This is a genomic window from Gloeobacter violaceus PCC 7421 (assembly GCF_000011385.1).
GTDB classification, from domain to species: Bacteria; Cyanobacteriota; Cyanobacteriia; order Gloeobacterales; family Gloeobacteraceae; genus Gloeobacter; species Gloeobacter violaceus.
This window is the reverse complement of the sequence record NC_005125.1, coordinates 921,906-940,960: the sequence shown is the minus strand read 5'-3', so window position 1 is coordinate 940,960 and position 19,055 is coordinate 921,906. Positions and strand designations below refer to the sequence as shown.

Below are 19,055 nucleotides of genomic sequence, written 5' to 3'. Positions count from 1 at the left end.
GGGCCTACGATCAGATTATGCTCACCAATCGCTACGCTCTGCCGCATCCACTGCTGCTCGATCCGCTGCTTTCCAGTTGGCTTGCCGAGGATTGGGGCCGCGGAGACCGCACCAGTGAGGCGCTGTTTGCCGAAGAAAGCCCCGACGGCCACGGCAAAATTTTGCTCAAAGAAGCCGGGGTAGTGGCGGGGCTGCCACTGGTGGAACGACTCTTTGCCATCGTCGATCCGGCGGTGCGCTTTGCGCCGATGTGCGAAGAAGGGACCGCCGCCGAAGCGCGCACGGTGATTGCCGTTGTCGAAGGGCCGGTGCGCTCGCTGCTCATGGGAGAACGGGTGGCCCTCAATCTGCTGCAGCGCCTCAGCGGCATCGCCACAATCACCCGCCGCTATGTCGAGCGGCTTGCGGGCCACCATGCCCGGTTGGTCGACACGCGCAAGACCACACCGGGGCTGCGGCTCATCGAAAAGTACGCCGTGCGGGTGGGGGGTGCGCTCAACCACCGCTTCGGCCTCGACGACGCCGCCATGATCAAAGACAACCATATCGAGGCAGCCGGGGGCATCCGGCCGGCAGTCGAGCGCCTGCGTGGACGCATCCCGTTTTTGATGCCCATCGAAGTGGAGACCGAATCGCTCGAACAGGTCCAAGAAGCGCTCGGGTGCGGCGTGCAGGTGATCATGCTCGACAACATGCCTGTCGAGCGCATGCGCGAGGCGGTGCAACTGATCGCCGGCCGCGTTCTTACCGAGGCTTCGGGCAACATCACCCTCGATACATTGGGCGATGTCGCCGCGACCGGCGTTGATTACATCTCCACCAGCGCCACGATCACCCGCGCCCCCTGGCTCGACATCAGCCTCGATTTGCGGCGCGTCCCGACAACGGATACCCTGCCGCTCGATTGAGCCGCCGCGACCGAACTTCCGTTAGCTTGGACGAGTCTGTAGATCTTTACCTATGTCTGCCTCCGCCTTCGCCGAACGCGCCGGTACCTTGCAGCGAGACACGCTCGAAACGCTGCAACTCAACCTCGGCAAATACTGCAACCTGGCTTGCACCCACTGCCACGTTGAAGCGGGTCCCAACCGCACCGAGATGATGGACTCCCCCACCGCCCGGCGCATCGCCGCCTGGCTGGGGGCCAACCGCGTGCGAAATCTGGATCTGACCGGCGGTGCGCCGGAACTGAACGCGCAATTTCGCTTTCTGGTGGAAACCGGCCGCGCCTTGGGCCTGCACGTCATGGATCGCTGCAACCTGACGGTGCTCTTCGAGCCCGGCCAGGCGGATCTGGCCGAATTTCTCGCCGGCTACCGCGTCGAAGTGATAGCCTCCCTGCCCTGCTACTCGCCCGACAATGTCGATAAACAGCGGGGCAACCGCGTCTTCGAGCAGAGTATCGCAGCCCTCAGGCAGCTCAACCAATTGGGTTACGGCCAACCTGCGGGCGGCCTGCTGCTCAATCTGGTCTACAACCCTGTAGGCGCCCACCTGCCGCCCGCCCAGACTTCCCTCGAAGCGCGCTACCGGCAGGAGCTGTCGGAGCACTACGGCATCGTCTTCAACCGCCTGTTCACCATCACCAACATGCCGATCCGCCGCTTCCGGCACTATTTGCAGAGGATGGGCCAGCTCGATACCTACAACCGCCTTCTGAGCGACAACTTCAACCCGAGCACCCTCGTCGGCTTGATGTGCCGCAGTTTGGTGAGCGTCGACTGGCAGGGGCGGCTCTACGACTGCGATTTCAATCAGATGCTGGACCTGACGGCCCTGGGAACGACCGGACGTTTTCTCTGGGAGTATTCTGCCGCCGATTTGATCGGTCGGCCCATTGCCACCGGCGAGCATTGCTTCGGTTGCACTGCAGGTTCGGGTTCCAGTTGCGGCGGTGCCCTCGCAACCTGAACAAGCTGTTAATATCCTCCAAAAATGGGACACCCTCAAGGTATATTGTGGGGGACGCAACCCACCCACCCCCGTGACCAAGCCTGCCACGCCTCGCCTTCGGGTGCGCCGCCGGCCCCCTCCGGCTCCCGCCTCGTACCGCCGGCGCAATCTCACCCTCGCCGCCCTGGTGCTGCTTACCGGTGTCGGAGCGAGTGTTTTCGGCTTTCAATTCGGCCAGTCGGCCCTGGAGGATGTCTCCGCTCCCAAATCGGCCCTGGGTGACGCCCGCAAGCCCTTGGGCAAAAGCAAGGGCCTGCTCAAAGAGGCGCAGATTCTCGGCTCGCTCACGACGATGCCGGACCCTTCCGATACCCTGACCGAAGACCAGCTGCTCGAACAGCAAGAGGATTTGGCCGCCGAGGATACCAGCGAAGCGAAAATCAGACTCGGCACCGCCGTCAGCGACGAGAACGTCACTTTCACCCTCGATTCGGTCGCCTGGCGGGGGAGTAATCTGGTTTTGCAGGTGGGCTTGCAGAACAAGAGTTTTCATCCGGCCCGCTTTATCTACAGCCCCGCCTTCAACTTGCTGGTAATCACCGACGATCAAGGCAAGCCGGTGAGAACGTTTAGCGAGGGTCTGCCGGGCGAGCTTCCCGCCGACCGCGAACTGTACAAAGGCACTATCCAGATCTCCGCAAGCGACATCGACAAGGCCCAGGCCCTCAGCCTCAGCCTCGCCGATTACCCGGACCGCGAACTGCAGTTTTTGGTCGACACAATTCCCATCCCACCGGCCCCGCCGCGCTAGCGGGCGGCTCGACAATCGTCAATTGTCGGCCTGGATGACTCGGAACTGTTTTTGTCTTTCAAGCTCGATCAGCCGCTGAACTTCGGGGCTGTCGAGGGCATTGACCAGGCTGAATCCGAACGGCTCCTGACTTAGCGAACGCACGTAGCCTGGTTGCAGAAAAGCACGATAAGCCGTCTCACCGGCGAGGTGGGTTTTGAAAAAGGCCAGGCTCAGGGCGTTGAGGGCCGCAAAGAAGTAAGGCTCAGGGCTCGGCCCGACGAACTGGGCCGGGATGGGCAGCACCGACTGGGTTTCTGTCGGATCGATGGCCGGGGTGAAGTGGGTGGCGTTGCGGGCCAGGACGAGATATTTCTCGGAGGTCGTCAACACGCTGAAGGGCAAGAGCTGCTCCAGCAGCGGCCGGGCAAAGGCATCTTTATTGGCTGAGACGATCAAGGTCGGCACCGCGATACGGGCCAGTTCCTTGCGGCCGAACAGAGCAACGCCGATCGGATTGACGGCAAAGATGGCCTTGATGCGCGCGTCACCCAGTTGAGTGGGGGCGGAAGTCGGCAAAGCCAGCGCGCCGCACTCGAGCAACAGCGATGGATTGACGATGTCGCCCAGCCGGTCGGATTTCTCGCAGCCCAGGCGGACGGTCTCTTTGTCGATGCCCGCTCCCCCCGAGGCAAGAGCCGTGTAGCCTCCGAGGGACTGACCGGCGATACCTGCTTGCTTGGGATCCAAGCGGCCACGCCAGGTCGGGTCGGTGCGCACCAGCCGTTCCAGTTCGTCGAGCAGGCTGCTCACGTACTGGGGTCGGGCGATGAATTCTCCCGGACCGCTGCTGGTGGCGGATCCGCTAAAAATGGAGGCGGCCAGCTGCTTGTCCGATCCTGGATGGTCAAGCACTGCCGCAGCAAAACCCCAGGAGGCCAGATGGCGGGCCAGGTAGGCAAACGTGGTGCGGTCGGAGGCGAGTCCATGGGAGATGACGACCACCGGCGCCGGTCGGCCGAGCCCCTCGGGCAGATAGACATCGGCGGCAATCATCGGGGTGGAGGCCTGCCTCAGCCACGCTTGCGCCCCGGCGTAGCGGGGATTGGCAAAGACCAGCGAGCGCACCTGAAAGCCGAGGGGACCGGCCGGGCGCGGATCCCCCAGGTTGGCCGGAGGTGGTGGGGCAGGGGGAGCGGCGTCGGCCTGCTTTTCGATGGCGCTGAAGGTCGTCTCGCCCAGGTCGAAGGCATTGCCCACTTCGACGGCCAGTTGCGCCCCGAAGGCGACGTCGATTCTCAAAGTCTGAAGTGGGTAGTAGCGCAGAAAATTGAGCAGCGTCAGCCCCTGAGGATCGCCTGCAGCCAGGATGCTCGCGGCGCGCAGGGCCAGGAAGCTGTTGTTGTCGGCATCGGTGCGCAGCAGGTTGCCGATGCGCTGCAAAGTCCGCTCACCCAGGGGAGTGTAGGTCAGCTGGGCGACTTGCGCCTGGGAAAAAGGCAGCGGTGTATTGAGCGCGTCGCGCAGTCCCACCACATCCTTTGCCCCGGCAAGCGAGGCTAGAAAGGCCATCCGCTCGCTCATCACCCCGGTGCGGGTGTAGGTTTCGAGCTCGGTCACCGGCAGCGAAAGACCGAGTAACCCGTAATTGAAGAAAATCCGCTCCGCCGCATCCGCAGGCACGGCGCACAGCACAGCCCCAAGCAGCCCGCCGCCCACTTGAGTGAGTCGGCGCCGGAAATTGCGCATTCGAGCCTGTTTCCTCATTTTTTTCGAACCCCTGATGCGGTAGAACAGCCCGCAGGTAAGCCACAAGCATCCTATCTGCTTGTGGCTGCAATGGGCCTACAGAACCTTGCTTCAGGAGCGCTCCTGCGCCTTCGGGACCGCCGGACGGCCGCTGCCGCTGACCGGTGGGGTTTTGCCGCTGAAGTCGTAGGCGAAGACGCGCACCAGGGGCGCTCCCCCGCTTTTGGGCAGGTTGGCGGCGCTGATCTGCACCAGCGGGTTGGTGTAGACCTTGACCGTGTCGCTTTTGAACAGCTGCAAAAACGGATCGACCCCGCCCAGTTCGCATCCATCCTCGGCCGCCTCGGTCCGGTAATACATCGGCACCACCATGCGCGGCTGCAACTCCTCGGTGGCCTGGTGGGCCAGTTCCGGATCGAAGCCTTTCTCGCCGCCGCCCACCGGGACAAACAGCAAGTCGGGTTTTCCGAGCAGAATTTTTTCTTCGTCGCTCAGGGGGGCGGCAATCACCCCCAGGTGGACGATGTCGAGGCCCGCCTGCCGCCAGCGCCAGGCGACGTTGACGCCGAAGCGGCGTCCGTCCTTGCGGTCGTGCAGCGTCTTGACGCCCTGGAGTTTGTCAAAGCTGTCGACGGTGAACACTCCCGGCTGGTAGAGCACGCGGGGGTTGCCCTTGACCACGTCAAGGGCGCCCTCATCGAGCAATCGGGAACTGAGCAAGATCAAATCGACTGCCACTTCCGGGCGGCGGTAACCCGCCGTGCAGCCGGCCGGCCTGAAGGGATTGACCAACAGGCGCCCTTCATCGGAGATGAACAAAAAGCAGGTGTGCCCAAGCCACTGCACCTGCAAAGCTTTCGAACGGGCGGGTGCAGCCTGCAGCGGCTGCGTGCACGCCCACAGATAGCCGGCCAGGCCGGTCTGCAGCAATGGTCGTCTTTTCATGCGCTCGGTAAACTCTCAAGAAAATTGCGCAGCAAATCTTTACCTACGGCGGTCAGAATGCTCTCGGGATGGAACTGGACCCCCTGAATGTGGCGCCAGGTGCGGTGACGCACGCCCATTACCGTACCATCTTCGGTCCAGGCGGTAATCTCAAGGACCGCCGGAAAGGCTTCGGCGGCAATCGCCAGCGAGTGGTAGCGGGTGGCGACGAAAGGTTCGGGCAGAGCCGCAAATACCCCCTCCCCCCGGTGGTGGATAAGCGAGGTCTTGCCGTGCATCAGCTCGGGTGCCCGGACAATTTGACCACCGAAGACGCGGCCGATGCACTGGTGGCCCAGACAGACTCCCAGTACCGGCAACTGTGAGCCCAGTTCGGCGATAATCGCCTCCGAAACTCCCGCATCCTCCGGCCTGCCCGGACCGGGGGAAATCACCACCGCCCCGGGTGCCAGGGCGCGCACCCCGTCGATATCGATGCGGTCGTTGCGGTGCACCTCCACCTGGGCACCCAGTTCCGCCAGATACTGCACGAGGTTATAGGTAAAGCTGTCGTAGTTGTCGATCACCAGGATCATGGCTGTACCGGCGGCCCGCATCCCAATAGCCTCCCTATCATAAACAACGCCGGGCGCGAAAGCCGGATGGACCCGCCCGCTTCCCCGCATCAATCCAGTCGGAAGGAGCGGGCGACCTCCTCCGCGACCGGCTGCACTCGCGGGTAAAAAGTCGCCGGTCCCACCACCAGCAGCGTGACCAGCCGGTCGCGATCGCCTCCCACCGAGACGAGGATCCGGCCTTCAGGGGTCGTGGCGGCGGTCGGCACGCCCTTAAACAGCAGCGTGGCGGTGTTGAAGTCGCCGGTGCGGCCGGGTTGGGCGCCCAGCAAGCCGAACTGTTTGTAGGTGCTGCCCAGACGGCTTTGGGCAAGTCGCTTCCGGTACACCTGCCCCAAGCGTGCCAGCTGGGCCGGTGTAGCAGGCCGGCCGTCGTCTTTCTGGCCGGGGGCCGGTACCACCGAGATGAGCAGCAAAGTCTTGCTGGCGGGCTCGACGAGAGAAACCTCTCCGAGCTTGTCTTTGCTTTCGAGAACATGCCAGCCGGGCGGCGGCACGAACCGAAAGCCCAAGATCCAATCGCGATAGGGCTGTACCGTCTGGGCGCAGACAGCACTTGCAAAAAGCACAAGCCCGATACCCGTCACCCATCCGCTTTTGGTGCTCATCGAGCGGCGGTGTGGACGGCGAGCGGGTCGGGGATCGCGGCGCTGGGGGCTTCGAATTGGCCTAGCAGCACATACTGCAGCCGGTGCTTGAGCCAGAGGATAAACTGGCCGTCGGTGGAGACGACGGCTGCCGCCGGGGCCGGGCAGCGGTGCCGGAGATCGGCAAACTCCGGCACCGCCAGAAAGGCCGGAGTACGCACCAGCCAGAAATCGATTGCCTTGCTGTGAGCCAGGTAGTGGCGGGTGCGCTCTTCGAGCACCTCTTGAGCCTGATGTCCCTGCAAGAAGCGATCGCTTGCCGCGAGAAAATAATACGTCTGTGCCATGCTGTGCCTCGGGCTTCATGGGGTACATATTAGCGTACGGGCCGTTGGCCCAAATGAAGCTAAATCCGGTCCGGAGTGCCGATGTAGCGATGAGTTTGATCCATATACTTGGGTGTAAAGTCTGAAGGTGAATTCGATGGCTATAAGGCATTCGTATGTCTTGCTTGCCGGATTGGCTTGCGGCCGGCTGCCGCGACGGCGACGCAGCTTCGCATCCTACAATTAGATTACGATTTCGAACTGCGACTGTGCATTATCTTGCTGAATTTGACGTCGTCGTCGTCGGCGCCGGCCACAGCGGCTGCGAAGCGGCCCTCGCCGCCGCCCGCCTCGGCTGTCGAACACTCCTGGTCACCATGAACCTCGACACGATCGCTTGGCAACCGTGCAATCCGGCGGTGGGCGGCCCGGCCAAGTCGCAGCTGGTCCACGAGGTCGATGCCCTAGGCGGCGAGATGGCCAAAATCACCGACCGCACCTATCTGCAAAAGCGCGTCCTCAATAGTTCCCGCGGCCCGGCGGTCTGGGCGCTTCGGGCGCAGACCGACAAGCGCGAGTATGCCCGCGAGCTGAAGCAGGTGCTCGAAGCCACCCCCAACCTCACCCTGCGCCAGGGACAGATTACCGACATCCACCTGGGTCCTCACGACGAAATTTGCGGGGTCGGCACGTTTTTTGACGTGCACTTTGCCTGCCGGGCGGTGATCTTGACCACCGGCACATTTTTGGGCGGGCGCATCTGGATTGGCCGCAAGTCGATGAGCGCCGGGCGGGCGGGCGAATTTGCCGCGGAGGGTTTGACTGCGACCCTGGAGCGGTTGGGTTTTGAGACCGGGCGGCTCAAGACGGGCACCCCCGCCCGCGTCGACCGGCGCACGGTCGATTTTGGCGTCATGGAGGTGCAGCCGCCCGATCCCGAGTTGCGCTGGTTCTCGTTCGACCCGCGCGCCTGGGTAGAGCGCGAGCAGCTCAACTGCTATCTCACGCGCACCACCGCCGCGACCCACCAAGTGATCCGCGACCATCTGCACCTCTCGCCGATGTACAGTGGCGACATCGAGGCGCGCGGGCCGCGCTACTGCCCCAGCATCGAGGATAAGATCGTCCGCTTCGCCGATAAAGAGAGCCACCAGATTTTTATCGAGCCGGAGGGCCGCGACACCCCCGAACTCTACGTCCAGGGCTTTTCGACCTCGCTGCCGGAGACTGTCCAAATCGCGATGCTGCGCACCCTGCCGGGTCTGGAAGCGTGTGCCGTACTGCGGCCCGCCTACGCGGTCGAGTACGACTACCTGCCTGCCACCCAGTGCTATGCGACCCTGATGACCAAGCGGGTGGAAGGACTGTTCTGCGCCGGGCAGATCAACGGCACCACCGGTTACGAGGAGGCCGCCGCCCAGGGGATCGTGGCGGGGATCAACGCCGCGCGCCTGGTGCGCGGCGAAGCGCTCGTGATCTTGCCCCGCGAAGGCTCCTACATCGGCACGCTTATCGACGATCTGGTCACCAAGGAGATCCGCGAGCCGTACCGGATGCTCACCAGCCGCTCGGAGTATCGCCTGGTGCTGCGCTCCGACAACGCCGATCGCCGCCTTACCCCGCTGGGCCGCGAGATCGGCCTGGTGGACGACGAGCGCTGGGGGTTGTACCAGAAAAAAATTGCCGCGATCACCTGCGAGCGCCAACGCCTCGAGACCACACGCCTCAATGCCCGCGATCTGCCCGTCCACCTCGCCGCCAAACCGGGGTCGATCACCCTGGCGGACTTGCTGCGTCGGCCGGGGTTGCACTACGGCGATCTGGAGAGTCTGAATCAGGGGGTTCTCCTCGATGCGCAGGTGCGCGAGGGCGTCGAAATCGAAGTGAAGTACAGCGGCTACATCGAGCGCCAGAACGAGCAAATTGAGCGGGTAAGCGCCCAACACGCCCGGGTGATTCCCGCCGATCTCGACTACGAGCGGCTGAGCACCCTCTCCAAAGAATCCCGCGAGAAATTAAACCGCATACGCCCCCGGACCATCGGCCAGGCCGGCCGCATCGGTGGGGTGAACCCGGCGGATGTCAGTGCGCTCTTGGTGTATCTAGAACTAGCCCAGGCTGGGCGTTTGACCCCTGCTGCCCCCTGAAAATGTGGAGAAAGACTACCGTGGGGTTTACAGACTATGCCGCTCGTCGTATACTTCAGGACTAGTGAGGGGTGAATGGAAGAAGGGCTCAGGACGAAACGCGGACAGTCCTGCAGCCCTTCTTTATTTGGGAAGCTTTTTGAATGGGTGGGGCATCGCATAGAATGAAGGAAGCGGAGACGCATGTTTCCGTTCACTCCTCACACCATGTTCCGCCCGGTCGCTCCGGGCGGTTTCTTTGTGCCGGGGCCTTGATCCCCGCCGTAGGCGCGGGCCGAAGGCCCATGGTACACTGAGGAAAAACCCTTGTATCAGGAGCACCATTAGATATGTCAGCTGCAGTGCCGGTTGGTGATTCGAACTTCAAAACCGAAGTTCTCGACAGCGAATTGCCAGTGCTGGTTGATTTCTGGGCTCCCTGGTGCGGGCCGTGCCGCATGGTGGCGCCGGTGGTCGACGAGATTGCCCAGCAGTACAGTGGCAAGCTCAAGGTGGTCAAGGTCAACACCGACGAAAATCCCCAGGTGGCAAGCCAGTACGGCATCCGCAGCATTCCGACGCTGATGGTTTTTAAGTCCGGCTCCAAGGTGGATATGGTCGTCGGTGCCGTTCCGAAGACGACGCTGGCCACCACCCTCGAAAAGCATATCGATATCAAATAGTGCAGGTGTGCTTTGACCTCGATTGCGGTTGATCCCCACAGCGAGTGGCAACTATCGACCGGGTCCACTTCCCGGGTCGGCGTCACCGATACCACCTTTCGCGACGCCCACCAATCGCTTTTGGCCACGCGCATGACCACGGCCCAGATGTTGCCGGTCGCGTCGCGGATGAACCGCATCGGTTTTCATTCGATGGAGGTCTGGGGCGGCGCCACCTTCGACGCCTGTATCCGGTTTTTGGGCGAAGATCCGTGGGAGCGGCTGAAAGTTTTGCGCCGCGAGATGCCCGACACCCGCCTGCAGATGCTGGTGCGCGGACAGAACCTGCTCGGTTACCGCCATTATCCTGACGACATCGTCGAGCGATTCATTCGCCGCTCGGTGGCCAACGGCATCGATATCATCCGCACCTTCGACGCCCTCAACGACGTGCGCAACATGCGCAAAACGATCGAGACGGGCAAGGAGTGCGGTGCCCACGTGCAGGGCACGCTGGTCTATACCGTGAGCCCCGTGCACGACGTTGATCATTACATGGCGGTTGCCCGTGACCTGGTAGCTATGGGTATCGACTCGTTGTGCATCAAAGATATGGCGGGTCTGCTGAAACCCGACGCCGCCGGCCGCCTCGTGCGCGCTCTGCGCCCGGTGGTGGGTACCCTGCTGCCTATCCAGATGCACGCCCATTCGCTCTCGGGCATGGCCTCGATGGCGTACTGGGAAGCCATCCAGATGGGAGCCAACGCCGTCGACACGGCCATTTCGCCTCTGGCCCTGGGATCGAGCCAGCCGGCCACCGAGACGATGGTAGTGGTACTGCGCGATACGCCCTTCGACACGGGCCTCGACATTGACGCTTTAGTCGACGTGGCCGAATCTATCGAGCGCATCTTCCGCGACGCGGGCAACGCCCCGATTCGCCAGACGATCATCGACACGCGCGTACTCTCGCACCAGGTGCCCGGCGGCATGATCACCAACTTGCTCGCCCAACTCGACCAGCAGCGCGCTTCGCATCGCCTGCAAGAAGTGCTGCGCGAATTGCCGCGGGTGCGCGCCGATTTTGGCTATCCGCCCCTGGTCACCCCCACCAGCCAGATCGTGGGCACCCAGGCGGTGCTCAACGTGCTGATGGGCGAGCGCTACAAGATTATCCCGGCCGAGGCGCGCGACTATCTCTTGGGGCGCTACGGCCGCCCGCCCCACCCCATCGCCGAGCATCTGTTCGAGCGCGTCGCCGAAGGCCGGCAACCGATCACCCACCGACCCGCCGACGATCTCGAGCCGGGTTGGGAGCCGGCGCTGGCCGAAAGTGCCCCCTGGGCCACTTCTGAGGAAGATGTGCTTACCTATGCGATGTTTCCGCAGGTGGCCACCAACTACTTCAAAGCCCGGGCGCGCAAGCTTTGCGGCGAGCGTCGGCCCTTCCCGGTCGCACTGCGTCAGGTGAACGAAATGGTGCGCGGTTTTGCCGAAGCGACTGCTCTCGATCGCTTTGAGTGCGAAGTGAACGGTCTGCGCCTTCGACTGGTCCGCTAATTGCCGGTGATTGCCGGCATTTATCGCTATCGTTAGTTTCGGTACAGCTTGGGAAAACCCACTGCGTTGAGTTGTCGTCCAAACTCAAGCAAGCCCGACGCGGCTCTGGGTGTTACTGCTTTGCTGCGCTACACTGCTAGCGACTCGACCGTGGCAAGTTCGATGCACCCGAAGCCCAAGAACCGGCCCGCCCTGGAACTGTGCAGCGAGTGCGGGCTGTGCGACACCAGCTATCTGCGCTACGCCAAATGGGCCTGCGCCTTCATCACCCAGCACATGGACGAGCTGGAAAGCAAAACCCACGGCCGCGAGCGCGACCTCGACAATGAGCGCGAACTGTACTTTGGGGTGCACCGGCAGATGTACGCCGCCCGCAAGCGCAAGCCCGTCGAAGGGGCGCAGTGGACCGGCATCGTGAGCACGATCGGCGTGAGAGCCCTCGAAAGTGGTCTGGTGGACGCGGTGCTGTGCGTGGGTGCCGACAAAATCGACCGGTTTACCCCCCGACCGCTGCTGGCCCGGACTCCCGAAGAAGTGCTCGCCGCCCGCGTCAACAAGCCTACCCTCAGCCCCAATCTCTCGGTGCTCGACGAGATCCCCAAGCTCGGGATCAAGCGGTTGCTTGCCATCGGCGTGGGCTGCCAGATTCAGGCTTTGCGAACGGTACAGGACAAACTGGGCCTCGAAGCGCTCTATGTACTGGGCACCCCTTGTGTCGACAACGTCACCCGCCAGGGTCTGCAAACGTTTCTCGACAGCACCAGCCGCTCGCCCGCCACGGTGGTGCATTACGAGTTCATGCAGGACTTTCGCATCCACTTCAAACACGAGGACGGCTCGATCGAGAAGGTACCCTTTTTTGGTCTGGACACCAAAGCCCTCAAAGAGGTCTTTGCCCCTTCCTGCCTGAGCTGTTTTGATTACGTCAACGGCCTCGCAGATCTGGTGGTGGGCTATATGGGCGCCCAGTTCGGCTGGCAGTGGATCGTCGAGCGCAACGAAAAAGGACGGGTGCTGCTGGACCTGGTGCGCGATGAACTGGAATTTACCGACATTGTCGAATCGGGCAAGCGCTTTGCGGCTGTGCAGCAGGGCATCGAAGCCTACGACAAAGCGGTGACGCTGCCGATGTGGGTGGCGAAGGTCATGGGCGCGGTGATCGACAAGATCGGTCCGCGTGGCCTGGAATATGCCCGCTTCTCGATCGATTCGCACTTTGCCCGCAACTATCTCTACGTGCGCCGCCGCTACCCCGGTAAGTTCGACCGGCACATTCCCCGTTACGCCAAAAAAATTGTCTCCCGATACAAGCTGCCGGTCGATTAGCACGCTCTTCGATCGGCACAACCTCCAAATAGCAAATAGATATCTTGAATCATTGCAGGGGAACGGGTGACGCTTACAGTTGTTAGATTCTACTAACGGCTTCAAAGCGTCACCCGTCGGCAGGCTTGACCCCTTCAGCGGGCGGCGCGACCGGACAGGCTTGCAAGCAAAGCGTTCAGCAGTCCCTGGTTGAGGGAGACGTACTTGGTCTGCCCCTCCTTCCGTTTGTTGATCAGTCCCACGTCCACGAGCAGCTTCGTATGGTGGCAGGCCAGCGGTAGGCTGATTCCCAGCCGCTCCGCCACCTCCGAAGTGCTCGACTCGCCGCCCGAGCCCAGCAGTTCGACGATTTGCAGCCGCGTCGGATCGGAAAGGGCCATGAAGGCCCGTGCCCGCTGTTCGTAGTCCGATTGCACGTCCATGGCTTCTTAAAGTACCACCACCATCCTGAATGGTCAAATGCTCAAATAAGTGTTTGACTAACCAAGTCGTTTCCCGTACTGTGGTTGTAGATTTCCACACGTACAGCGTTCCCGGTTGGTTTTTCAATGGGCCGGGTGAGCGCTTCGGTTCCACCAATTTCAGTTACCGGTCGGCCGACTTCGGTCGGCTGCACTTTTCGTTGCTGTTGTTGCGGGTGGCTTTATGTGGATTGTCCGGTTGGCCCTGCGCCGTCCCTACACGTTTATCGTCGCCAGTTTGCTTGTCGTGTTGTTGGGGGTGGTGACCATCCGCCGAATGGCTACCGACATCCTGCCGGAAATCGACGTGCCGGTGGTGAGCGTCATTTGGGCGTATCCCGGGGTAAGCCCCGAGGACATGGAAAAACGGATCGTCACGGTCGCCGAGCGGGCCTACACCACCACGGTCAACGACATCGAGCACATGGAATCGCAGTCGATGAACGGGGTGAGCGTCATCAAGGTCTTCTTCCAGCCGGGGGCCAAGGTCGAGGCGGCGGTCGCCCAGCTCACGTCGATCTCCCAGACGATTCTGCGCATTTTGCCGCCGGGGATCACTCCGCCGCTGATTATTCGCTACAGTGCCGCGAGCGTACCGGTTCTACAGGTGGGCATCGGCAGCAAAACGCTTTCTGAGCAGGAACTGTACGACTACAACCTCAACTTTGTGCGCACGCAGCTGGCCACGGTGCAGGGGGCGTCGATTCCGCTTCCCTACGGCGGCAAACCGCGGCAGGTGATGATCGACCTGGATCCGGAGGCGCTGTTTGCCCGCGGGCTCTCGGCGACCGACGTCACCGCCGCCATCAACGCCCAGAATCTCATCCTCCCCGCCGGTACCGCCAAGATCGGCGAGCGCGAGTACAACGTGCAGATCAATTCCAGTCCCGAGGTGCTGGCCCAACTGGCGGACCTGCCCATTCGCGAGGTGAACGGCAGCACGGTCTACATCCGCGACGTGGCGCAGGTGCGCGACGGCTACGCCGTGCAGACCAACGTCGTGCGCCAGGACGGGCGGCGCTCCAGCCTGCTCACGGTGATCAAAAACGGCGGCGCTTCGACGCTCGATGTCGTCGAGCGTATCAAGGCGGCCCTGCCGCGCATCCAGGCCACCTTGCCGCCGGAACTGGAAGTCAAGCTGCTTTTCGATCAATCGCTTTTCGTGCGCGCGGCCGTCGACGGCGTCGTCAAAGAAGCGCTCATCGCCGCGCTGCTCACCGGCACGATGATCTTGTTGTTTTTGGGCTCCTGGCGCAGCACCCTCATCATCACCATCTCGATTCCGCTGTCGATTCTCTGCTCGATCGTGGCCTTGAGCACCCTCGGCCAGACCCTCAACGTCATGACCCTGGGCGGGTTGGCCCTGGCGGTGGGCATTCTGGTGGACGACGCCACCGTTGAAATCGAAAATATCCACCGCAACCTGGGCCAGGGTAAACCGCTGCGCGAAGCGATCCTCGATGGAGCGCAGCAGATTGCCACCCCTGCCTTCGTCTCGACCCTGTGCATCTGCATCGTCTTTGTGCCGGTGTTCTTCTTGAGCGGAGCGGCCCGCTCGCTGTTCGTACCCCTGGGGATGGCGGTGGTCTTCGCGATGCTCGCTTCGTATCTGCTCTCGCGCACGCTGGTGCCGGTGCTGGTGCGCTATTTGCTCAAGCCCGAAGTCGAGCTTTACATCGCACCCGAGCAAGCCCAAGGCGACTGGATCTGGGGAATCCACCGGGGCTTCGATCGCGGCTTTGAGCACTTTCGTGGCGGGTACCGGGGGATACTCACCTGGGCGCTCGGCCATCGGGGTGCCGTCTTTGCACTGTTTGGCGGCTTTTTTGCTCTTTCTGCGCTGCTTTACCCGCTATTGGGTCAGGACTTCTTTCCGAGTGTGGATGGTGGCCAGTTCCGCCTGCATGTGCGCGCCCCGGCGGGAACGCGCATCGAACAAACCGAAGTGTCTTTCGCCAAAGTCGAGGCGGCGATTCGCCGGACGGTGCCCGAGCGCGAACTGGCGCTCATCATCGACAACATCGGTCTACCCGTGGGTGGGGTGAACCTGGCTTTTAGCGACAGCGCCACGATCGGCGCGGCGGACGGCGAAATTCTCGTTTCCCTCGAAGAGGGACACGGTCCCACCCACCAGTACGTCGAGCGCCTGCGCCGGACGCTCGAAACCGAATTTCCCGAGTTGACCTTTTTCTTTCAGCCCAGCGACATCGTCACCCAGATTCTCAACTTCGGCCTGCCTGCCCCCATCGACGTGCAGGTGAGCGGCCCGCCGCGCAACCAGGCCGAAAACTATCGCATCGCCAGAAAACTCGAAAGCGAGATCGCCCGCATCCCCGGCGCGGTCGATGTGCACCTGCACCAGATCCTTGATGCTCCTGCCCTGCGCGTCAACGTCGATCGCACCCGGGCGGCCCAGATCGGCCTCAGCCAGCGCGATGTGGCAAACACGCTACTTTATTCGCTTGCGTCGAGCGGCCAATCGGCGCCCAACTACTGGCTCAACCCCAAAAACGGCGTCAACTATCTGGTGGCCATCCAAACTCCCCAGTACCGGGTCGATTCGGCTGCGGCCCTCGAAAACACACCCATCACCGCCGCCGGGCTCAGCGCGCCCCAGTTGCTGAGCAACCTGGCTTCACTGGAGCGGCGCAACCAGATGCAGGTGGTCAACCACTACAACGTCCAGCCCACCTTCGACATCTACGCGAACGTCCAGAACCGCGACTTGGGCGGTGTCGCCTCGGAGATCGGCGCCATCGTCGCCCGGGCCGAAAAAGAACTGCCCAGGGGCAGCCGCATCGCGATGCGCGGCCAGGTGGAGAGCATGAATACGGCCTTTACCAGCCTCGCGTTGGGTCTGATTTTTGCCGTCGTACTGGTCTACTGCCTGATGGTGGTGAACTTCCAGTCCTGGGTCGATCCGCTGGTGATTATCGCTGCTCTACCCGGGGCACTGGCGGGCATCTGCTGGATGCTCTTCGTCACCCAGACCACCGTGAGCGTGCCCGCTTTGATGGGAACGATCATGGCCATCGGCGTGGCCACCGCCAACAGCATTTTGCTGGTCACCTTCGCCAACGACCGGCGCGGCGAGGGCGACGACGCCACCGCCGCCGCCCTCGCGGCCGGGTACACGCGCCTAAGGCCGGTGCTGATGACGGCGCTTGCGATGATTCTGGGCATGCTGCCGATGGCGCTTGGTCTCGGTGAAGGGGGCGAGCAGAACGCACCCCTGGGCCGGGCGGTGATTGGCGGCTTGCTGGTAGCGACATTTACGACCCTCTTTTTTGTGCCGGTGGTCTATAGCGTCCTGCGCCGCAAGCCGCCCCACGATCCGGAGGCCGAGGAAACTGAACCCGCCGAATCCCTTGCCCGCCCCGCCTACTCAGCCCTACCGCAGCAACAGCAGGAGTAGTCCGCCATGCCTTCTTCGACAACGTCAAAGGTGATAGCCGGCCTCGTCGTAGGCGGTTTGCTATTCGGGGGACTGTTCGCCCTGGGTTTGCTTCCCCGCCTCACTCGTCAGCAGGAGTTGCTTGCCGCGGCAAACGAAGCGGCGAGCGAAACCAGTGTTGTGGCGTTGGCGCGCCCGACGCGCGCGGCGGCCCCGGCTCCTGTGCGGCTACCCGGCAACATCCAGGCTTTGCAGGAAACGGTCGTGAACGCCCGCTCAGACGGTTACCTGCGCCGCCGCCTCGTCGATATCGGCGACCGGGTGCGCTCGGGCCAACTGCTGGCCGAGATCGACACCCCCGAACTAGATCAACGGGTGAGCGAACTGCGCTCGACATTGGCCCAGGCCCGCGCCGATCTCCAGCAACAGGAGGCCAATTTGGCCCTCGCCCGCACCACCTTCGAGCGCTGGCGCACTCTGCGCGAGGAGCGAGCCGTCTCCCAGCAGGACGTCGATGAGCGCCAATCGGCCTACCGGGCGCAAATGGCGGCGGTCGAAGCCCAGCGCGCCAACCTCCGCGCCCGCCAGGCGGATCTCGATCGGCAGGTGGCCTTGCAAAACTTCAAGCAGGTGCGCGCCCCTTTTTCGGGTATCGTCACCGCCCGCAACGTCGATACCGGGGCGCTCATCGCCGCAGGCAGCAGCCAGAACGGTCTATTTCGGGTCGCCAAAACTGAGCGATTGCGCATCTTCATCGATGTGCCCCAGACTTTTGCTCCAGCAATCCGAGCCGGCCAGAGCGCCCGAGTCTCTGTCCAGGAGTACCCGCGCCCCTTCGAAGGCCGGGTGACGCGCACGGCGGGTGCGCTCGACCCGGCGGCGCGCACGCTGCGCACTGAGGTGCAGCTCGACAACCGCAACGACCGGCTGCTGCCGGGTATGTACGCCCAGGTGGAGATCGCGGGTAGGCGAGTCAGCCCACCGCTCACCGTCCCGGCCAATACGCTGCTGGTGCGCGCGGGGAGCACGCAGGTGGCGGTGGTGGGTTCCGACAGCGTCGTACACTTGCGCCGGGTAGGTCTCGGGCGCGATCTGGGCGAAACGGTAGAAATTGTCTCGGGACTTGTCGGCAGCGAACGGCTGGTGGTCAATCCGGGCGACGAGATTGCCGAGGGCAAGAAAGTCGAAGTTGCGGCTCCGCACGAGTAGCCGCGAGCGTGGGCACAAAGCTTCCAGGCCACGGGTGTTAAAACGCTTAACTTGCCACCGACTTGGCAGGCCGCTCCGGACGGGGAGGCTTGCCTTTGGCGGCAGCACCGCCACCCGCCGCGGCCGGTTGTTTTTTAATCCAGGTCAGCGTCGTCGTGAACTGCTGCAGGATCATCACGACGATCTGTTTGGCATCGACGCCTTTGAAGCCGCGCTCGGGGGGCATGAACATCTGCAGCACCCGGCCGGGGGACTTGACCTCGTTGTAGGCGATGGTCTTGCGGCCTTCGAGATTGCCTTCGTCGAAGTAGATCGTAAAGGTCTTGTTGCCGTTGTCCCAGGTGGCGGTAAAGTCGGCCTCCCCGGCCGTGAGTGCGACATCGGCCGCCCCTTCCGCCTTCATGCGCTTTTCGAGTAGCGGCAGAATATCTTCCTGGATGTACTGCGGCAGCGGCTTGGCCGGGGCATCGCCGGGTTTGGGCCGGGGTGGTCTGGCCGGGGCAGCCTCGCCCTCGGCAGCAGCTGGAGCCGCTTCAGTAGCATCCCCCTCGGCACTCGCCGCGGCGGGCCGGGGGCGCGGCGGGCGGGGTTTGGGAGCGGGCGCTTCTCCGTCGGGGGCGGGGGTGGCATCCGCCGCTTTGGTGTCGGTGGGGCTTTCGGGAGTCTGGGTGGCGGCGGCCTCGGCGGGCGGCGGCGCCTGATTCTCTTCCGGCATGGCGATTTTGGTGGTTTGGTGGCCCAGTGTTCATTGTGGACGCGATTGTCGCAGCGAGGCAAGGGCTGGTAATCTCGTCTACTGGATACCAAGCCTTACAGGCCGCGGATGCAGCTGGATTTTGTTTCTGTCGAAGAATTTTATTTCGCCCTCACCCTCGACACGCGGCTCCTTTACGAGTGGCACGACCCGGCCCTGGTCGAGCAGGTGCGCCTAAGGCTCAAAGCTGGCTACGGGGAGCCTTCTACCGTCGCTGCCGCCCGCCAGAACACGTTCAACTATGTGTTTCGGGTGATAGGCAATCTGCCGGCGAACACGCTCATCGAGGTACTCGACTGGGGAGAACAACTGCGCCTCAACAGCAACTACGGTCTGGAGCGCACCCCCGGCGGCAAAGTCAACCGCCTTCCCGCCTACGAAGAACGCCCCCAGTTTGCTGCGGCTATCGCTGCCACCCTCGCGCAGTTGCTGCACGTTCCCCTGATTGCAGACTGATTTTGGCACTCAGCAAGCTGCCTTCAATGCCGGAGCTTGAGAACTCCTATGCATAGAGACAAGAGAAAGACCAATCCGAGCAAATAAGTGCCGATAGCGATGCTTGTGCCCAAGGGACTAAGCCAGAAACTCCACGCCCCAGCTACCAAAGCGACGAGAGCACAGGCAATGGTGAACCTTCGCAGAAGGGGGCGTCCCATCAA

17 protein-coding genes are annotated in these 19,055 nt (G+C 62.8%); 10 read left to right on the top strand and 7 right to left on the bottom strand.

What is annotated here, in order from left to right:
• Positions 1-17: 17 nt before the first annotated feature.
• From nadC to GLL_RS04625, 3 genes are all read left to right on the top strand, one after another.
• Positions 18-908 carry a carboxylating nicotinate-nucleotide diphosphorylase gene (gene nadC / locus GLL_RS04635; RefSeq protein ID WP_011140890.1) on the top strand — a complete coding sequence of 297 codons (891 nt, stop codon included), beginning with the start codon at positions 18-20 and terminating at the stop codon, positions 906-908.
• A gap of 52 nt (positions 909-960) precedes the next feature.
• Positions 961-1,911, top strand: coding sequence for an arsenosugar biosynthesis radical SAM (seleno)protein ArsS (arsS, locus tag GLL_RS04630; protein ID WP_011140889.1), 951 nt, complete (start codon positions 961-963; stop codon positions 1,909-1,911).
• A 73-nt stretch (positions 1,912-1,984) separates the two neighbouring features.
• Positions 1,985-2,704: a hypothetical protein gene (locus GLL_RS04625; RefSeq protein WP_164928626.1), complete on the top strand. Its 720-nt coding sequence runs from the start codon at positions 1,985-1,987 to the stop codon at positions 2,702-2,704.
• A gap of 18 nt (positions 2,705-2,722) precedes the next feature.
• Here GLL_RS04625 and GLL_RS04620 read toward each other — a convergent pair whose 3' ends face one another.
• From GLL_RS04620 to GLL_RS04600, 5 genes are all read right to left on the bottom strand, one after another.
• Positions 2,723-4,432 (bottom strand): alpha/beta hydrolase, encoded by a 1,710-nt coding sequence (locus GLL_RS04620; protein ID WP_164928625.1) that lies wholly within the window; start codon positions 4,430-4,432, stop codon positions 2,723-2,725.
• A gap of 111 nt (positions 4,433-4,543) precedes the next feature.
• Entirely contained in the window at positions 4,544-5,377 is an 834-nt protein-coding gene (locus tag GLL_RS04615) for an MBL fold metallo-hydrolase (protein ID WP_011140886.1), read from the bottom strand.
• Positions 5,374-5,952 (bottom strand): anthranilate synthase component II, encoded by a 579-nt coding sequence (locus tag GLL_RS04610; protein WP_011140885.1) that lies wholly within the window; start codon positions 5,950-5,952, stop codon positions 5,374-5,376. The genes GLL_RS04615 and GLL_RS04610 overlap by 4 nt, the downstream gene beginning before the upstream one ends.
• Before the next feature lie 89 nt (positions 5,953-6,041).
• Positions 6,042-6,599 carry a hypothetical protein gene (locus GLL_RS04605; RefSeq protein WP_164928624.1) on the bottom strand — a complete coding sequence of 186 codons (558 nt, stop codon included), beginning with the start codon at positions 6,597-6,599 and terminating at the stop codon, positions 6,042-6,044.
• Entirely contained in the window at positions 6,596-6,925 is a 330-nt protein-coding gene (locus GLL_RS04600) for an MgPME-cyclase complex family protein (RefSeq protein WP_011140884.1), read from the bottom strand. The genes GLL_RS04605 and GLL_RS04600 overlap by 4 nt, the downstream gene beginning before the upstream one ends.
• A 155-nt stretch (positions 6,926-7,080) precedes the next feature.
• On the opposite strand from GLL_RS04600, the gene mnmG reads away from it, so the two are divergent.
• From mnmG to GLL_RS04580, 4 genes are all read left to right on the top strand, one after another.
• Positions 7,081-9,051, top strand: coding sequence for a tRNA uridine-5-carboxymethylaminomethyl(34) synthesis enzyme MnmG (gene mnmG, locus GLL_RS04595; RefSeq protein ID WP_011140883.1), 1,971 nt, complete (start codon positions 7,081-7,083; stop codon positions 9,049-9,051).
• Between the two features lie 329 nt (positions 9,052-9,380).
• Entirely contained in the window at positions 9,381-9,713 is a 333-nt protein-coding gene (gene trxA / locus GLL_RS04590) for a thioredoxin (RefSeq protein ID WP_011140882.1), read from the top strand.
• Positions 9,714-9,725: 12 nt separating this feature from the next.
• On the top strand, positions 9,726-11,252 hold the full coding sequence (locus GLL_RS04585) for a pyruvate carboxylase subunit B (protein WP_011140881.1): 1,527 nt from the start codon (positions 9,726-9,728) through the stop codon (positions 11,250-11,252).
• A gap of 162 nt (positions 11,253-11,414) precedes the next feature.
• Positions 11,415-12,578: a Coenzyme F420 hydrogenase/dehydrogenase, beta subunit C-terminal domain gene (locus GLL_RS04580; protein ID WP_164928622.1), complete on the top strand. Its 1,164-nt coding sequence runs from the start codon at positions 11,415-11,417 to the stop codon at positions 12,576-12,578.
• Between the two features lie 134 nt (positions 12,579-12,712).
• On the opposite strand, the gene GLL_RS04575 is transcribed toward GLL_RS04580, so the two are convergent.
• Positions 12,713-13,000: an ArsR/SmtB family transcription factor gene (locus GLL_RS04575; RefSeq protein WP_011140879.1), complete on the bottom strand. Its 288-nt coding sequence runs from the start codon at positions 12,998-13,000 to the stop codon at positions 12,713-12,715.
• Between the two features lie 223 nt (positions 13,001-13,223).
• Here GLL_RS04575 and GLL_RS04570 point away from each other — a divergent pair, with 223 nt between their 5' ends.
• Entirely contained in the window at positions 13,224-16,454 is a 3,231-nt protein-coding gene (locus GLL_RS04570) for an efflux RND transporter permease subunit (protein WP_011140878.1), read from the top strand.
• A 6-nt stretch (positions 16,455-16,460) separates the two neighbouring features.
• The gene (locus tag GLL_RS04565) at positions 16,461-17,642 is read left to right on the top strand and encodes an efflux RND transporter periplasmic adaptor subunit (protein ID WP_011140877.1); all 1,182 of its coding nucleotides are present in this window, start codon (positions 16,461-16,463) and stop codon (positions 17,640-17,642) included.
• 46 nt (positions 17,643-17,688) lie between these two features.
• On the opposite strand, the gene GLL_RS04560 is transcribed toward GLL_RS04565, so the two are convergent.
• Positions 17,689-18,357, bottom strand: coding sequence for a DUF2996 domain-containing protein (locus GLL_RS04560; protein ID WP_011140876.1), 669 nt, complete (start codon positions 18,355-18,357; stop codon positions 17,689-17,691).
• A gap of 108 nt (positions 18,358-18,465) precedes the next feature.
• On the opposite strand from GLL_RS04560, the gene GLL_RS04555 reads away from it, so the two are divergent.
• A complete protein-coding gene (locus tag GLL_RS04555; protein WP_011140875.1) occupies positions 18,466-18,852 on the top strand; it encodes a hypothetical protein in 387 nt (128 codons plus the stop codon).
• The last annotated feature ends 203 nt before the right edge of the window (positions 18,853-19,055 follow it).